We start from the raw sequence: 16594 nt of genomic DNA, 5'->3' as shown, positions 1-16594 counted from the left end.
AGGTTCGAGCGGTGAGAGTCGCATCATCCTGCAATTTCAGCGAAGGCCCATGGCGCCTTCGCCCGAGATTCGATCCATAAAAGAGCCTGATGCAGCTCTCACACTGCCTGTAGGCCTTCATGAAACGGTTGCCTGCATGCCTGTCGCTGGTGTCCGTCAATTCATAGTTCGTATCATACGTCTGGCCCTGCAGGAAGTAAATGTGAGCAAAAACACATGTGGCGTTATGTCGAACAGGAACTGACCAGTATTGCTTCATTATCTCCCGAATACTACTCTATACTATGTATTTCTCTTGTTTTCTTGTATTTACCGCAATCTATCGAGATACCGAGATTTTGCCATGATAATCGATGACACGACTGAATGTACACGTTTTCTTACACGGTTTTCATCGATTTTCGGAATATATCCGTCCCATATGATCATTTACTTTTAGTTTCCTCCGGCGTATGATTCATCCATCTATTCGAAACATTCGTTATACGCTGAGCTCCCGACAGATGGGGAGACGGGGGAACCAAAATCGCCAATGGAGCTTCTATTGGTGAATGGGGTGAATCCGCAGTGCCTAGATGGTCAGGCACTGCGGTAGGGTGCTCTCAAGCCCGAATCCGTCAGCTAACCTCGTAGGCGCGTTTTGAGAGAGAACACCACCCGAGCCTTAAGCGGAAGCGGCCACTGGAACAGGGCCTCTAACGACAAAAAGGCCTGGAGAGCGGGGGATCTCTGCTCACCAGGCCTTTTCACCGTGCATATAACATTCCTATAAAGGAGCGTAGATCATGACGAAATTCATCGAGGCTGCACTGACATCCGTTATCGAAACCGAAGTTCCCGCATTAAGTGTAGAGCCCATCCGCCATATGGAGATATTTCGTTTCGACCAGGGCTCGGCTGAACGCTTTATCCCCTGGAGCAAACGAGATTGGAACTGCGGTTTGTTCAAAATCAGCTGCAAAGACGCGGCCGGTTATGCCGAATATGCGCTGCCAAGCAACAGGGAATTCACGGATCTAGTCCGCTGGGCAGCCGTCTTTACGAGGCTGAAAGGCATGACCGTGACCGAGGCCGTTCGCTATGCCCAGAAGCAGCACCAGTGGGGATCCGCCCGGATGCAGCTCGCCGTATCGGCGCTCGCCGATCTGGAGACCAATCGGCAACAGCACATCACCCGTAAGCGGTTAGGCAGCTTGCCGCTGGAGCGTTCCTTCCTGATGGACTGCTCGGAGGCGTATTATTTCTTCTAGGACAGTAGCTAGAGAGCTACCGTCCTCGCTTCGCTTTCAATTGATTATTTTCCCCCTCTCACTTGAACATATTTTTGAGCACCATCATCAGGTTGGCCGGCTTCTCCGCCAGCCGCCGCGTAAAATACGGGTACCACATCGTTCCGTAGGGCATATAACACCGAATGCGGTAGCCGTCCTGTGCAAGCGCTGCCTGATCGTTCATCCGCAGCCCGTACAGCATCTGAAACTCAAATTCCTGTTTGTCTATGTGACTCTGCTCGGCAAACACCTTCACCCAGTCGATGATGTTGTCATCATGCGAAGCAATCGCAACGTAGGCACCCTGATCAAAATGCATTTTGATCAATTTCTTATAGTTGTCAATGACCTCCCGCTTTTGCTGAAAAGCGATGGTTCCCGGCTCTTTGTACGCCCCCTTCACGAGCCGCAGATTAACACCGGCATTGATTAAATTCTTGACGTCCTCCTCCGTACGGAACAAGTAGGCCTGCATCACGGTCCCCACATTGGTCAGCCCCTCCTTATGGAGCCGCAGCGTCATGTCTATCGTCGCCTGGGTATACGGCGAATCCTCCATATCCAGACGAACGAAGTTACGGTGCTCTTTCGCCTTTTTCGCCACCAGCTTGATATTCTCGTAAGCCTTCTCGGGGTCCAGTGCCATGCCCATCTGCGTCGGCTTCAGCGAAACGTTCGATTTCACTCCCCGCTTGGCAATCCCTTCTACAAGCTTCAAATACTCCTCCCGGTACCCGGCCGCTTCGTCCAGCGTCGTGATACCCTCCCCCAAATGATCGAGCGTGACGAGAATGCCCTTCTCATTCAGCCTCTCAATTTCATCCAGCGCCTCGCCCAAGGTATCGCCGGCTATGAATCTGCCCGCCAGTTTTCGGCCGTACTTGATCGACAACCACTTCACGAATTTATTACCGGACACCGTCAGGATCACTTTACGGTAAAGTTCGGTTCCGTCCATGCGAGCTCCCCCTTTGCAAAAGGCAAACCAAAATGCACTCTATCTTAACTCATATGCAAAAATCATGACGGCATGCAGAAAGACATACATATCTAACATCGAGCTTTTCACCAAGAGATTCTAAACACCCCACCATGACGCATTCAGCAGCTGGACCATAAACCTAAAGCTCCGAATCATATCATGTTAAGGAGGGGCCTTCCATGCGAGTACCTTTTCGGAATGAACCATTTCTGGACTTCAACAACGAGTTGAACAACAAGTTATACGATGCTGCGCTATCCGCGGTCGAAGCCGAACTCGGCAAGACGTACCCTCTGGTTATCGGCGGTGCCCAAATCCATACGGAGCGTACCCTAAAGTCGGTCAATCCGTCCCGTAAACGTCAGGTCATCGGCATTGTATCCCAAGCCGATACCGAACTTGCGGAACAAGCCATTCAGACAGCCGCACGGACTTTTGAGACGTGGAAACACACCGCGCCGAGCGAACGGGCACGATATTTGTACAAGGCTGCAGCAATCATGCGGCGACGCAAGTTTGAATTCTCCGCACTGATGACGCTGGAAGCTGGAAAAACGCGTGCCGAAGCGGATGCGGATACGGCCGAAGCGATCGATTTCATGGAATTCTATGCACGCGAAATGCAGCGCCTGAGCGCGCCCCAGCCGCTAACGGTTCATGAGGAGGAAGAAAATCATCTCTATTACATTCCACTCGGCGTCGGCATCGTCATTCCGCCGTGGAACTTTCCGCTCGCGATTATGGCAGGCATGACCACGGCGGCCATCGTCTCGGGCAACACCGTTGTGCTGAAACCGGCGAGCACCACGCCAGTCATTGCCGCCAAATTCGTGGAGCTACTGGAAGAAGTCAGCCTGCCTCCGGGCGTTGTTAACTTCCTGCCAGGACCGGGCCAGGAAGTGGGCGACTATCTGGTGGATCATCCGCTGACCAGGTTCATCAGCTTTACGGGATCCCGCGACGTCGGACTGCGGATTCAGGAACGCGCGGCTAAGACACAGCCCGGACAACAATGGATCAAACGCGTCATCGCCGAAATGGGCGGAAAAGACGCCATTATTGTAGACAGTGAGGCCGATCTGGACCTCGCGGCAGACGCGATCACCGCCTCCGCATTCGGTTTCTCCGGCCAGAAATGCTCCGCCTGCTCCAGGGCCATCGTGCATGAGGACGTCTATGATACCGTGCTGCAGAAGGTTATCGACCGCTCCAAGAAGCTGGTTATCGGCAGTCCGTTACACGCCGCGGTGCAGGTAGGGCCTGTCATCGACGATAAGGCCTACCGTAAAATTCTGGACTATATCGAAATCGGGAAAGGCGAAGGCACGCTGGTACTCGGCGGATTTCCGGGCGATCCGGAGGGGTATTTCATCCAGCCGACGATCTTCGCGGACGTGGCCAGCACCGCCCGTATTTCCCAAGAGGAGATCTTCGGCCCGGTGGTGGCCTTCACGAAGGCCGCCTCCTTCGACGAAGCGATCCAATTCGCCAACAACACCGACTACGGGCTGACCGGCGCGGTGATCTCGAACAACCGCGCGCACCTGGAGCAGGCGCGGCGTGATTTCCATGTTGGCAACCTGTATTTGAACCGGAAATGCACCGGTGCCTTAGTGGGCACCCACCCATTCGGCGGCTTCAATATGTCCGGGACCGATTCCAAAGCCGGCGGGCGCGATTACCTGCTCCTGTTCACACAGGCGAAGGCGGTGTCAGAGCGATTCTGATTACGGCATGCAAAAAAACCTCTCCAAGACGATGGAGAGGTTTTTTATGTACCGCTGCTTATTTTACTGGCTCTATGCCTTAACCTTGCCCTTAATCTCCCGGACCACCTTGCCCTCGAACGATTGATTCATCCAGTACGCAAGATGAATGCCTTCCTCACCGAAGGTGCATTCCTTGGTTAAGTAGAATGGCGTCTCCGTCAGCCGGATGGTCAGCTTCAACGTCCGGTCATCCTTCCAGGTCATGGAGGCAGCATATTCGTTATCCGCCGTCATCATTAGCTTCGTGGTTCCCGACTTCCACTCGTTACGACCACAGACAACCGAATTGGTGCCGTGTTCCCCCTCAAGCTCCATGACCGCGCCATCTTCTTCAAATCGAACGGAGAATGAACGCAGCTTCTCCTCATTCTCCTCGAGATCATAGACGATCCCGGAGACGTCCTTCTCAATTGGGGATACCGCCTCTTCGATTGGCGGATCCAGCTTAAGCTCTTGCAGCATTCTTGTAAGAGAAGCCTCCGCTCCGGTGTCGACCGGCAGTGCATCCAATCCCATCGCTGGCTGCAGATGCTCCCATATCTCATTCAGCACGGCCTGCATGTCTCCAAGGCCGGAGGTAATCGCAATCACCGCATCCTGTTCCGGGAACACGACGCAGAATTGTCCAAAGGCACCGTCGCCGCGGTAGGCCCCGTGGCGGCACATCCAGAATTGATAGCCGTACCCTTCGGCCCAATCCGAAGAGGAATCCGCAGGTCCGTTGGATATCTGCTTGGAGGTTGCCTCTTCAATCCACGCTTCCGGGATCAGACGCTGGCCTTCCCATACCCCCTTCTGAAGATAAAGCTGACCGAATTTGGCAATGTCCTCAGTCTTCAGCTTAAGTCCCCATCCGCCGGTGTTGATCCCCTGCGGACAGCTTTCCCAGGTGGCTCCATAAATGCCGAGTGGCTCAAACAGACGGGGCTGCAAATAATCCAGCAGCGTGATGCCAGTGACCTTCTGCAGAATGGCCGAGAGCATGTAAGTCGCTGCGCTGTTATATACAAAGTGGGTCCCGGGTTCATGCTCAACCGCTTGTTTAAGAAAATCGGCCACCCAAATATCGGACTGCATGGCAGGCTCCTCGGCGTGCCCCGTTCCCATAATCAACAAATCGCGAATCGTCATCGCGGACAGATTCGGCGAGGGATCTTCAGGAGCGTATTCCGGAAAGAAGTCGATCACCCGATCCTCCAGCGTAATCCGGCCTTCCTGGACCAGAAGTCCAATCGCGGTAGAGGTAAAGCTCTTGCTTAGCGAGAACAGCATATGCGGTTTGTCCGCATCATACGGCTTCCACCAGCTTTCCGCTACGACATGTCCATGCCGTACCAGCATGAAGCTGTGGAGTTCCAGCTCCTTTTCCTGAATCGATCGGATAAAGCGTTCGATAGACTGCGATGAGATTCCTTGATTTTCGGGGGTGCTTCTTGGCAATAATTGAACCATTTTCATGTTCATCTTCCTTTCGCCTCTCCCTGTATCCATAAGGTAAATTCATTATGGCCCTTCCATTATACACCAGGTAATGGTACCGCTTCATCATAACGTATAGCGCGGAAACCCAGTCGCTCACTAATCTCATTTAAGTCCTCCCGTGCAAGAAAAGAAGCCTCCTGATCGCGTCCGCGCGCCAGCTCTTCCCCATCCACTTGAGCATTGCCGCACTGCACCATTTCCTTCGAATATAGGGCTGGATGGGACAGGAAGAAGTACTGGTCTTCCGTCAGGCCGCCAAGCACCCTTTCAAACGACTCGACCCCGTCCGGAACGCCGCCCGGGAAAAAGTTATAGTAATCGCGATGGTTGATTAGCCCCTTCGCTTCAATCCAGCGGTCCAGCTCTTCTTGCAGCCCGGGTATGAAGCGCTCTGGCAGCATATGAGAATCGACATAAGAAATGTTGAAGCCTGCTGCGGTCAGTTTATTAAGCTGCGCTTCGCACTCTACAAGGATCTCCTGCAGCGAAGGCGGATGATCCTGAAACAGGATCGGGTCCTGATAGAAATATCCGGCCCGATCGGCAAGCGAAGGAACCTGTTCCTTCGCGGCAACAGGTCCCCAGCGTACGTTATCCCATTCCGCATTCAGCGTCATATGGAAGCCGAAGCAGATGTCCTTGCGATGCGCCAACAGCTGCGCGGCCTCGGTAAGATAAGGACCGGGCGCCATGATGGACACATTTTTGATGAATCCGGCCTCTACCGTCCGGGTAATCGCTAGATTGGCGGAATGGCTTGAAGCATAATCGTCGGCTCTCGTAATGATTCCCCTCATTTTACCGCACCTGCCGCAATCCCCTTGATGATGTATTTCTGAGCGAAAATATAGAAAATGACAACCGGGATGATCGTCAGCGTCAGACCGGCCATAGCCTGGTTCCACACAATCGTGAACTCCCCGAAGAAATAGAAGGTCGAGAGCGGAATCGTCCGCAGCCCTTTATCCGACAGCGTCAGCGATGGGAGCAGGTAGTCGTTCCACAACGCAATGACGTTCAGAATCGCGATGGTCACACTGATGTTCTTCAGCAGTGGGAACACGATTCTCCAGAATACGCCCAGCTTGGAGCAGCCATCTAGCGTTGCCGCCTCCTCCAGCGCAACCGGCACGGATTTGATGAACCCGTGGTACAGGAAAACCGCCATACTTGATGTAAAGCCGACGTTCATATAGATCAAGCCCTCATGGGTATTGAGCATCGGAATGTGCAGATTGCTGCGAATCCAGTCCATCACCTGCATCAGCGGCATCATGAGCGTCTGGAATGGAATCAGCATGGTCGCTACAAACGTGAAGAAAATGATTTTGCTCAGCTTATTATCCGTCCGCACCAGCATCCATGCCGTCATGGAGGCGAGAACGATGACAATGATCACCGAGATGACGGTGACATAGAGCGAGTTACCCAGAGCGGTGAAGAAATTCATCTTCTCCATCGCCAATTTATAATACTCAAAGCTGAAGGAAGAAGGCAGCGCGAGCGCATTCTCATATAGCTCCGCACGATCCTTGAACGAGTTAATCAGCATGATGAAGACCGGAGACAAGAAGACCAGTGCAACGAGGAACAGCAGGATGTCGAGCAGCCATTTCCCTGATTTCTTCATTACATCTGCACCTCTCTTCTCTTCGTGATGATAACTTGCGTCAGCGTAAGTCCGGCAACAATCAGGAAGAAGATGATCGCTTTCGCCTGACCTAAACCATAATTACCGTAAGCAAAAATCTCGTTGAAAATATTCATCGCAAACATCTCCGTCGCATTGCTCGGTCCGCCCTTGGTCAACGACAGGTTCACGTCATAGATTTTGAACGCCCCGGACAGTGTCAGGAACAGACAGATCGTGAACGAAGGCATTAACAGCGGGAACACAATGCTCTTCAGACGCTGCCATATGTTGGCGCCATCGACCTTGGCCGCTTCCATCAGCTCATCCGGAATCCCCTGGATGCCCGCGATGTAGATGATCATCGTATAACCCGCCAGCTGCCAGGTGAATACGGCGACGATGGCGTACAGTGCAAACTGCGGATGCAGCAGCCAGTTAAAGAACACGCTGTCAAACCCGGTTTTCTCACCCAGGAAGCTGAAGGCATCCGTAAAAATAAACTGCCAGATGTAACCCAGAATCAGGCCGCCGATCAGGTTCGGCATGAAAAACATCGTCCGTGCCGCATTTCTCGAGCGGAGCTTTGTCGTCACCAGCAGCGCAAAGCCCAGTCCCAGAACGTTGACGCATACCAGCGCGAGCAGCGTGAATTGAACCGTATGCCAAGCCGATGTCAGGAATCGGTCGTCCTGGAACAGCTGAACGTAATTGTCGAACCCAACGAATACTTTAGGATTCGCCGGAATGCCGTCCCAATTGACGAAGGAGTACACGATCCCGATAATGAACGGGATGATGACCACGGTCGTGAAAATAAACAGAAGCGGCACCGTAAACAGGGCAAACCAGGCTTTATCCTTTCTTTTGCTCATAATCCATACCTTCTTTCCGTTCCGGATGATTCCCGCAAGGCGGCATCAAACCTTGAAGTCGTGTTAGAAAAAACAAAAGCCTAACGCTCATCATCAGAACGTCTGAGGCTAGGCTTTCGTTTTCATGGAATTGTAATATCAGATGATGGTCGCCCGCCTCGATTATTTCGATGCTTTCGCCCACACTTCATCCAGCTTCTGCAGGAACTGTTCTCCTGTCATGCTCGGATTCATGAAGTACTCCTGCGTAGCCGGAGCCAGGTCATTGGTGATGATTCCCGATGGGAAGTAGTTCAACGCCCAAGTGATCGTCTCACCCTTCGTTGTTGCTTCGTGCACCGCTTGAGACAAAGGATCCAGATCGCCTGCTTCAATATTCGTTAAAGCCGGGATGAATTTGAAATCGTCCACGATAGCTTTCTTGCCGCTGTCGCTAGTAAAGAGCCAGTTCAGGAAAGCGTTCGCAGCTTTGACTTCCTCAGCATCCGCCTGATTGTTTACGACCCAGTAGCTGGCCACGCCAACGGCGATTTTGTCATTGCCGGCGAGCGGGAATGGCATCATGCCGACTTTGGAGCCGAAATCACCGAAGTCCGCAAGCATGGAATAACTCCAGTTGCCTTGATGCACCATAGCCGTTTTTTCCGTTGCAAAGTCACCCATCTGGCTATCATATTTCACTTCCAGCGGATTCTTGGAATTCGCCTTGATCACGTCCATGAATTTTGCCCACTCTTGGAACTCCTTCGTATCCGCCATCTTCACTTCGCCTTTGTTCAGCTGCTCGATAAACGCCAGCGGATCGGATTGTAGAGCAAACGGCGTGTTGATGATGTGTCCGATTAAGAAGTAAGCCTCCTGGGACAAACTCAAACCGTTCTTGCCGTCGGCTTTCAGCTGCTCCAGCGTCTTGGTAAAGGAATCCAGATCTTTCATGTTAGCCGGATCTACCATATCCTTGTTATACACAAGACCGAAACCTTCTACGCCGTATGGAACGCCAACGGTTTTATCTTCGACCTTCAATTCCATATCAGGCGCAATGTTCTTAACATACTCTTCACCGCTCAAATCGGAGAAATAGGATTTCAGCTTCTCGGACTCGGGCCCCGGAGCTACGCTGAATATAGTCGGTCCCTGGTTGCTGCTGAGCTTCGCTACCAACTGCTGCGAATAAGCGTCACCTGCGGCACCCCATACCTCAACCTCATTGCCGGTTTCTTCTTTATAGGTTTTAACCAAAGCTTCAAGAGGTTCTGTAATTTCAACTTTCGATTGGAAGAGCGTAATTTTCTTCAGCTTATCTCCCCCGGATGCTGCCCCAGAATCTTTGTCAGATGTACCACCACAGGCTGCAAGTGTCGCAACCAAAGCCGTTGCTGTTAGTATGCTTAATACCTTTTTTACTTTTTTCAAGTGACACGCCTCCCCCTTAAGGACTCTATAAAGTAAAACGTTTACAAACCCATCATAGGGCGGTTTACCTAGAATGTCAATAAAAATTGTACGCGTTTTCATAAAAATACTAAGTAAAAAAACTAGTAAAATTCTTGATATTTTACTAGTTGTACTCATAAAGTTTATCTCACCGTTTTTCTCCACTGAATGGTGGCATTCAGCTTAAAAGGCTCCCTGCCCGTTGTGCCCTTGATCATCTCGAGCAGCTCCTTCGCCGCCAAATAACCGCTTTCATAACGCGGGATTGCAATCGTGGTCAAACCGGCCATCGCCGCCGCATCCGAATTATCGAATCCGGTGATCGAGATATCCTCCGGGACCCGTATTCCGTTCTCTTCCAAAGCTTTGATCGCGCCGAGAGCCATATTGTCATTCGCACAGACCAGCACTTCCGGCAAGGCGTTGCTCAGGATCAGAATTTTGGCCGCCTGATATCCGCTTTCCTCGCTGTAATCGCCATGAAAGTAATTGCGGCGGTCAAACACGATGCCATTCTTCGCAAGCGTATCCATAAATCCGGCGAACCGCTCCTTGTGGTCCAGGGTAAACTCCAAGCCGCCAATGTATCCAAAATTCGTAAACTGTTTATCCACCAAGGCCTGGACCATTTCACACATCACGGGGTAATTGTCCACGATCACGCTTTTGGTGTTGGCGTACTCATTATCAATAATCCGATCCATGAGTACGACAGGGAACTGCGGCGTGGCTACCGAGACTAAATATTCGTCCGTCATGTTCCGATCGAGGCTTATGGTACCGCTTGCAAATTTACTGCGCATAAAATTGGTGCTGGATTTATTCGTACAGATGATAAGATCGTATCCATTCTCCGTCAGGCAATGGCTGATCCCCTTGATGATCTTTAAATAATAATCGCGATCAAAGTCGCTGAAGACAAATATAATCGTGTTGCTTTTATCGGATTTGGTTGACTTATGTGGAAAATAGCCGTGCTCCGAGCATAATCTCAGCACCCGCTCCCTCGTCTCCCGCCCCACGTTCTTACGCCCGTTCAGCACGTTGGACACTGTAGACACCGAGACATCCGCGAGCTTTGCAATTTCCTTCAAACCACTCATGAATCCTATCCCCTCTCCAAAGGCGTTAGTAAATTTAATATAACATGGATTTATTTTTAATAAAATTTACTTATTTTGTTTGGACGAGGTTTTCCTAGGAACATCATCCTTGTTATTGCTTCTCATGGTACCTGTTCAGACGAGAAAACCTTTGTTCGCCATAGCAAAAAACAGGCCACACGAATCCATTCGCTGTGACCTGCTAAATCCGAATTTATTAGATTTCTTGCCCTTTATACGGTACCGCACCGTTCCCTGATCGCGAATAGATCTTTTGTTTTGTCTACTCGTCTAGGCCGATTCACCAGATAAATGCCAAGCCCGATACACACTGTGCCGGCTAAGGTATACCAATGCAACTGCTCGCCTAATATAAGCCATCCGGATAATACACCGAACACGGGAATAAGGAACAGATACACGTTGGCTTTATTGGGATCGCTATTGCGCAGCACATAATACCAGGTGACGAACTGGGCAATCGAGCTCATCAGAATCATCCAGCCCAAAACAAAGAGTTCCTTGACGATCTGAGACGAATCCCATACAAAATGCGGCTGTTCCAACAGCGGACTTGCGATGAGCAGAAGGATGCCTCCGATCAGCATCTGATAGGCAGCCATGACCCAAGCGTCAAACTCCTTGCCCCAACGGGAACTTAGCAGCGTCGCCATGCCCCAAGCCATCCCTGCGCCCAGCGCAAACCAAAATCCGCTCTGCATCTGCATCTCCAAGCCTTGCGTAATGAACACGCCGATAAAACCGATGATCACGCCCGCCCACTGAAGAAGACGGTACCTTATACCGAAGATCAGGAAGCTGAACACGATGAACCAGATTGGGTTGCTGGAGGACAGAACCGAGGAGCTGCCAGAGGATATCGTCTGCATGCTCAGGTAGATGCCACTCATCACGAGTGCCGATTGAAACAGCCCGATCGTTGCCAGCTTCAGCCAGGCAGCGCCGCTCTTGGGATGGGGCCGTCTTACAATGAAGGGCAGCATCAGAAGTCCCGCTCCCACAAACCGGATCGCCAGCAGCACGAATGGGGAACCGAAGGAGAGCGCAATTTTGCCGATCGGGAAGTTAAGTCCAGCGACCAGCATCGTAAATATCGTCAGAAACAGCATACGCGGTTTGCTCATGCCATGAATTCCCCTCTCCTTAACCAAGTGTATCCTCAGTTTATTCCGACCTTCATATCATGTAAAATAATTAAATAAGATTCGAGCCATCACTGTGAATGATGGATATAAGGAGGCTCCTAAAGTGGAGAGTGGGGATCTGAAAATATTCCAGGCTGTTGCCCGTGAAGGAAATATAACCAAGGCTGCCGCCAGCCTAGGTTACGTGCAATCGAACGTGACCGCTAGAATCCGGCAGCTTGAATCCGAGCTGAACACGCCTCTGTTCTACCGGCTCAGCCGCGGCGTTGCCTTAACTTCGGCCGGCTGTAATCTGCTCAAATATGCCGATCAGATTACGCGTTTGCTTGACGAAGCCGTGAAATCGACGCAATTCTCGGAAGAACCGTCGGGTCCGCTGCGGATCGGCTCATCGGAAACCACAGCTGCGGTACATCTACCCGGTATCATGCTGGATTATCATAGACGGTATCCTGACGTGAAATTGTCATTAATTACAGGCCATAGAGCTGACTTGATTCGAGCCCTGAACGAGTATGAACTGGACGGGGCGTTTATCAGCGGGCCCCTGGATTACCCGGACTTTGACGAAATCCGGGCCTTTGACGAGGAGCTTGTCCTCATCTCGGAACCGACGGAGGCTGCGTTTCGCGATTTGCTCACCAAACCGCTGCTGTTCTTTGGCAAGGGCTGCTACCATCGTGAACGGTTGGAGCAATGGCTTCATGAAGAGAACGTGGGACCCATGAATATTATGGAGTTTGGTACGTTGGAAGCCATCATGGGCGGTGTGGCCGCCGGGCTGGGTATCTCGCTGCTAACGCGGTCTTCCGTTAAGGACTGGGTGGATGCCGGGAGATTGCAGGCTTTCCAAATCCCCGAGCGTTATCGCAGCTCCAAGGTCCATTTTGTATTCCGGCGCGACCTGTTTCGCACCAGCGCCTTTAATCATTTTATTGAGCCGTTTAAGAAGACCGAATAAATACTTCGACCGGAACGGGAACAAAGAAACCGTGGCCCTAAGGGTCACGGTTTCTTGATGAGAAAGGAACACTTATCTCGGTATTTGGTCTGCCGAAGGCTGCAGAAAACCCGACACCTCAGGAGCCAGCACTTCCGGCGCCATCACGACGGCAGAATGGTCCTGACCAGGCAGCATCCGGTGCTCGCACTGAGGGAGCAAGTCGACCAATGCGCTAGCGGCCCCATGGAACATGGACCCGCTGTTCTCGCCCGTCATCACCATGACTGGGACATCGACATCCCAGCGATCGGTTGGCAGCGGTTGACCGGATTGCGTGCTCCCCATAATCATGCCGTCATAGGCCAATGTATGCGCCATGCCCTCCATGACTTGCCAAGAAGGATCTGCCTTCATGAATTCGATATATTCCGCGGGGATCCCCAGCGCTGCTGTCATGAAATATTCTACGGCTTCGCTGCGCCTGCTCTCGGCCATCAGTGCATTCAAATGCTGCACGTATTCTGTCGATACGGGTTCGCGGCTATCGTCAATGATAAACGGCGGCTCATATAGAAACAGTTTTCTAACTTTGCTGCTTCCGAGTCTGCTCGCCGCATCCAGAGCCAGAACAGCGCCCGAAGAACTTCCGAATACATACGCACTCCCGCCCGCCTCCTGAATAAGGGCATCGATATCTTCGACCTCACGTTCAACGGCATACGGAGCCGTATCCGCGCTACTGCCCCGTCCTCGCCGGTCATGATTGTAGACGGTGAATTGTTCAGACAGAAACTCCCCAAGACGCGTTGTATCGTTGTGATCCGAAGCTGCAGCAGCTACAAGAATAATAGCTGGACCAGTCCCTTTCTTTTCATAAAAAATTCGGGTACCGTCATTCGACATTGCATAACTCATGGTCATCTCTCCTTTTATTATCCTGTTATGTACAAGCTAATTTCATTCTCAAACCGTTCCAGCGTATCCGTGTATCCTTCTACCATTCCCCTGCCTTCCGCAGCTTCCAGTTCCTCTGCACTCGCAAAATGGGTAATGATGCATAGCCTGGTCCCTTCCCCGGCCTCTTCAAACGTAACCGAAGTCAACATGTCGCTGCCTGCTACGGGGTTCCAGTTCGGATCCGTGAATGTGTCCGTATATACGAGCCTTGATAACTCCGTCACTTCGGAGTAGGTCGCCTTGCAAAAGGCTTCTTCCCCTTCTCCTGCCTTATCAGGAGCCAGCCTGTAGCGCCATACGCCACCCGGTCTGACATCCATCTCATATACCGTGGCATTCCAGTTCCTCGGCCCCCACCAGCGTTCAATGTGTTCCGGCTTCGTCCATCCCTGCCAGGACAGCTTCAGAGGTATGGTTACGATACGTTCCACGGTTAGCTTCCGCTGCTCCCGGTCTTTCTTGACAATGGTCGTCCTGCCCATGTGACTTCCTCCTGTTTGTGAAATCGGCTCTGCATGCAGAGCCGTATCTTCCTGTGGATCTAGCAAAAAAGTTGAATCAACTCTCCTTTCCGTTGAAGTCGCTCATATAGTCCTCGAACTTGTCGAGTCGCTCTTCCCACAATCGACTGAACGAATCGAACCAGACGTCCAGCTCCTGAAACGGCTGGGCTTCAAGACTATAAATGCGCTGCTGTGCGTTCTTACGGACTTTCACCAGTCCGGCCTCGCTCAGTATCCGCAGATGGCGGGATACTTGGGGCTGGCCGATTCCCAGAATCTCTACGATGTCGCTGACCGATCTCGACCCTTGCTTTAAAAGTTCAATGATGTTGAAGCGGTTCGGCTCCGAGATCGTGAACAGGGTTAATTGCATAGCTGAAGTATTCATGGTTTTAATATACATCAATTCATATATACATGTCAACGTATATATGGATCTATTTTTTCATTCTTTTGACGTGATAAATGTGACATCACCTCAATTCCTTCCGCTCGCAAGCTGTATGATCATCTTGATGCCAACGAGCAAAGATAACGAACCATTGCTGTCAGCCCTATCTCCTGTCCCAGCACTCGAACAACATCAAAAAAAGAGACCCCCTCATAGGGGCCTCTTGATGCATATCTCTTATATCATGACGATTCAAAGCTATAAAGCTTTCAGACATCCTTATGGCTGAATGGACACTTGATGCAGCTGCATGATGCCGTTCGGATGCCGCCAGAAGCCCTCGACCTTGCTGCTGACACCGTTTAAATACTCCTGATGATGGATATACAGCATCGGCGCTAACTCAACCAGCTTCTCTTGCGCCTGTTTATAGATAAGCTTGCGTTGTTCAGGATCGTTCTCTTTACGCCCGGCATCCAGCAGTTTATCCAGTTCCGGATCCTTCGTGAAGGTACGGTTACCCGGCTCCCCTACATTCTTGGAATGGAATAACTCATACATGCCATAGTCGGCATCAGCCGTTACCGTGGACCAGCCGAGGATAAACATATCATGCTTGCCTTCTGCGGTTTGAGCCAGGTATGCACCCCATTCGACCACTTCGATTTTGACTTCAACATTCAATTCCTTCAGCTTGGATTGTACGTACTCGGCGACCTTAATCCGTTCCGGATTATCATTGGTCCAGATGGTCGTTGAGAAGCCACCCTCGTATCCGGCCTCCTTCAACAGCTCTTTGGCTTTGTCGATGTTATGTTCGATCGGCTTAACGGTAGCATCATAGCCGTTCACGTCCGGTGCCAGCGGACCAACAGCAGGAATTCCGGTGCCTTCGTAGATGCCCGAGATGATTTCATCCTTATTGATGGCCATCGACAAGGCCTGCCGTACTCGCACATCGTTAAACGGCTTTTTGTCGTTGTTAAACCCGATATAAGACAAGCTCAGCGAAGCCTGACGGTTCAGAGACATGCCGTCAGTGCTCTCAATGCGGCTGATGCTGCTCGGCGACACCGGATCGATAATATGCGCATAGCCGGTTTCCAGCTCCGCGATCCGCGTTCCCTCTTCGCTTACGACTTTGAACGTGACCCGTTCAACCTTCGCTTTATCCCCCCAATAATCGGCATTCGCAACCAGCTTCACTTCCTGTCCGGGGTTCCAGCTCTCTAATTTGAACACGCCCGTGCCTACAGGGTTCTGTGCCAGATATGCGCCTCCCTTCTCGCCTGCCTTCACCTTCTCGTAATCCAGCTTGATGGCTTCGGCACTAATCATGCCCACCGCAGAATGGGCCAAATGGGCAAGCAGCGGCGAGAAAGCATACTCGGTCACAAGCTGCACCGTGTATTCGTCAACGACTTTAACCTCTTTAATCATGCCAACAAGCGACGCGCGTGGAGAAGCAACCTCCGGATCCTGCATACGATCAATGTTGGCTTTGACCACCTCTGCATTGAATGGAGAGCCGTCCGTAAACTTCACGCCTTGTCTCAGCTTGAACTCCCAGGTCAATTCATCGATCGCTTTCCAGCTCTCGGCGAGCCCCGGCTGAATATTCAGATCCTTATCATGAATCACCAATGTGTCATAAATATGCGTTGTCATTACGCTCGTTTGCTGGTCCGTCGACATATGAGGGTCCATGGATGGCGGATCAGAAAGCCAGGCAATCACAAGCTCATTTGCACCGGTATCGTCCGTTCCTTTGGGAGGATCCTTGGCCCCCGGCTCCGGAGCTGGCGTATTACTGCCGTTTGGCGGCGTTTCAGGGTTACTGCTCTTGCTTGGACTGCCGCACGCCGAGACTATTACGGTAAGCATGACCAGGATGCAGACAAGCCACTTTAATCTTCTATTACCTGTCATGTGAAACAAACTCCCCCTTCTCAATCAAAATAGGAAAATATTTTATACACAGTTAACATATATTTTACTATTTGATATTTATACCAGTAGAAGCCAGATTTACCTCACGTTTCTACGACACCAATGCTGACATCCAAACTTGGAGAAAGGATGATT

General features: G+C 51.4%; 15 protein-coding genes and 1 riboswitch. Of the genes, 3 read left to right on the top strand and 12 right to left on the bottom strand.

Annotated features, from left to right (window positions below):
• Window positions 1-476: 476 nt before the first annotated feature.
• A riboswitch (cyclic di-AMP (ydaO/yuaA leader) is annotated at window positions 477-652 on the top strand.
• 133 nt (window positions 653-785) lie between these two features.
• The gene (locus MKY48_RS02395; RefSeq protein ID WP_339292205.1) at window positions 786-1250 is read left to right on the top strand and encodes a hypothetical protein; all 465 of its coding nucleotides are present in this window, start codon (window positions 786-788) and stop codon (window positions 1248-1250) included.
• Window positions 1251-1308: 58 nt separating this feature from the next.
• Here MKY48_RS02395 and MKY48_RS02390 read toward each other — a convergent pair whose 3' ends face one another.
• Entirely contained in the window at window positions 1309-2229 is a 921-nt protein-coding gene (locus MKY48_RS02390) for a proline dehydrogenase family protein (protein ID WP_339292204.1), read from the bottom strand.
• 203 nt (window positions 2230-2432) lie between these two features.
• Here MKY48_RS02390 and pruA point away from each other — a divergent pair, with 203 nt between their 5' ends.
• Window positions 2433-3980 (top strand): L-glutamate gamma-semialdehyde dehydrogenase, encoded by a 1548-nt coding sequence (gene pruA, locus MKY48_RS02385; protein WP_339292203.1) that lies wholly within the window; start codon window positions 2433-2435, stop codon window positions 3978-3980.
• Window positions 3981-4052: 72 nt separating this feature from the next.
• Here pruA and MKY48_RS02380 read toward each other — a convergent pair whose 3' ends face one another.
• The 7 genes from MKY48_RS02380 to MKY48_RS02350 all read right to left on the bottom strand — a co-directional run bounded on the left by MKY48_RS02380 (window position 4053) and on the right by MKY48_RS02350 (window position 11694).
• A complete protein-coding gene (locus tag MKY48_RS02380; RefSeq protein WP_339292202.1) occupies window positions 4053-5480 on the bottom strand; it encodes a serine hydrolase in 1428 nt (475 codons plus the stop codon).
• A 59-nt stretch (window positions 5481-5539) separates the two neighbouring features.
• Entirely contained in the window at window positions 5540-6301 is a 762-nt protein-coding gene (locus tag MKY48_RS02375) for a polysaccharide deacetylase family protein (RefSeq protein WP_339292201.1), read from the bottom strand.
• Window positions 6298-7134 carry a carbohydrate ABC transporter permease gene (locus MKY48_RS02370; protein ID WP_076322448.1) on the bottom strand — a complete coding sequence of 279 codons (837 nt, stop codon included), beginning with the start codon at window positions 7132-7134 and terminating at the stop codon, window positions 6298-6300. Before MKY48_RS02370 ends, MKY48_RS02375 begins: the two co-directional genes overlap by 4 nt.
• Entirely contained in the window at window positions 7134-8009 is an 876-nt protein-coding gene (locus MKY48_RS02365; protein WP_076322449.1) for a sugar ABC transporter permease, read from the bottom strand. The genes MKY48_RS02370 and MKY48_RS02365 overlap by 1 nt, the downstream gene beginning before the upstream one ends.
• 162 nt (window positions 8010-8171) lie before the next feature.
• Window positions 8172-9425: an ABC transporter substrate-binding protein gene (locus tag MKY48_RS02360; protein WP_076322451.1), complete on the bottom strand. Its 1254-nt coding sequence runs from the start codon at window positions 9423-9425 to the stop codon at window positions 8172-8174.
• Between the two features lie 164 nt (window positions 9426-9589).
• Window positions 9590-10549, bottom strand: coding sequence for a LacI family DNA-binding transcriptional regulator (locus MKY48_RS02355; RefSeq protein ID WP_071219137.1), 960 nt, complete (start codon window positions 10547-10549; stop codon window positions 9590-9592).
• A 233-nt stretch (window positions 10550-10782) separates the two neighbouring features.
• Window positions 10783-11694 carry an EamA family transporter gene (locus MKY48_RS02350; protein ID WP_339292200.1) on the bottom strand — a complete coding sequence of 304 codons (912 nt, stop codon included), beginning with the start codon at window positions 11692-11694 and terminating at the stop codon, window positions 10783-10785.
• A 124-nt stretch (window positions 11695-11818) separates the two neighbouring features.
• On the opposite strand from MKY48_RS02350, the gene MKY48_RS02345 reads away from it, so the two are divergent.
• Entirely contained in the window at window positions 11819-12676 is an 858-nt protein-coding gene (locus tag MKY48_RS02345; RefSeq protein ID WP_339292199.1) for a LysR family transcriptional regulator, read from the top strand.
• Window positions 12677-12748: 72 nt separating this feature from the next.
• Here MKY48_RS02345 and MKY48_RS02340 read toward each other — a convergent pair whose 3' ends face one another.
• The 4 genes from MKY48_RS02340 to MKY48_RS02325 form a co-directional block, all read right to left on the bottom strand.
• Window positions 12749-13573, bottom strand: coding sequence for an alpha/beta hydrolase (locus MKY48_RS02340; RefSeq protein WP_339292198.1), 825 nt, complete (start codon window positions 13571-13573; stop codon window positions 12749-12751).
• 17 nt (window positions 13574-13590) lie between these two features.
• On the bottom strand, window positions 13591-14097 hold the full coding sequence (locus MKY48_RS02335) for an SRPBCC domain-containing protein (RefSeq protein ID WP_339292197.1): 507 nt from the start codon (window positions 14095-14097) through the stop codon (window positions 13591-13593).
• Window positions 14098-14173: 76 nt separating this feature from the next.
• Window positions 14174-14506: a metalloregulator ArsR/SmtB family transcription factor gene (locus MKY48_RS02330; RefSeq protein ID WP_076322685.1), complete on the bottom strand. Its 333-nt coding sequence runs from the start codon at window positions 14504-14506 to the stop codon at window positions 14174-14176.
• 282 nt (window positions 14507-14788) lie between these two features.
• Entirely contained in the window at window positions 14789-16438 is a 1650-nt protein-coding gene (locus MKY48_RS02325) for a glutathione ABC transporter substrate-binding protein (RefSeq protein ID WP_339269739.1), read from the bottom strand.
• Window positions 16439-16594: the final 156 nt, after the last annotated feature.

Source organism: Paenibacillus sp. FSL W8-0187 (assembly GCF_037969755.1).
In the GTDB taxonomy this organism is placed as follows: Bacteria; Bacillota; Bacilli; order Paenibacillales; family Paenibacillaceae; genus Paenibacillus_AQ.
This window is presented reverse-complemented; position numbering and strand designations above follow the sequence as displayed.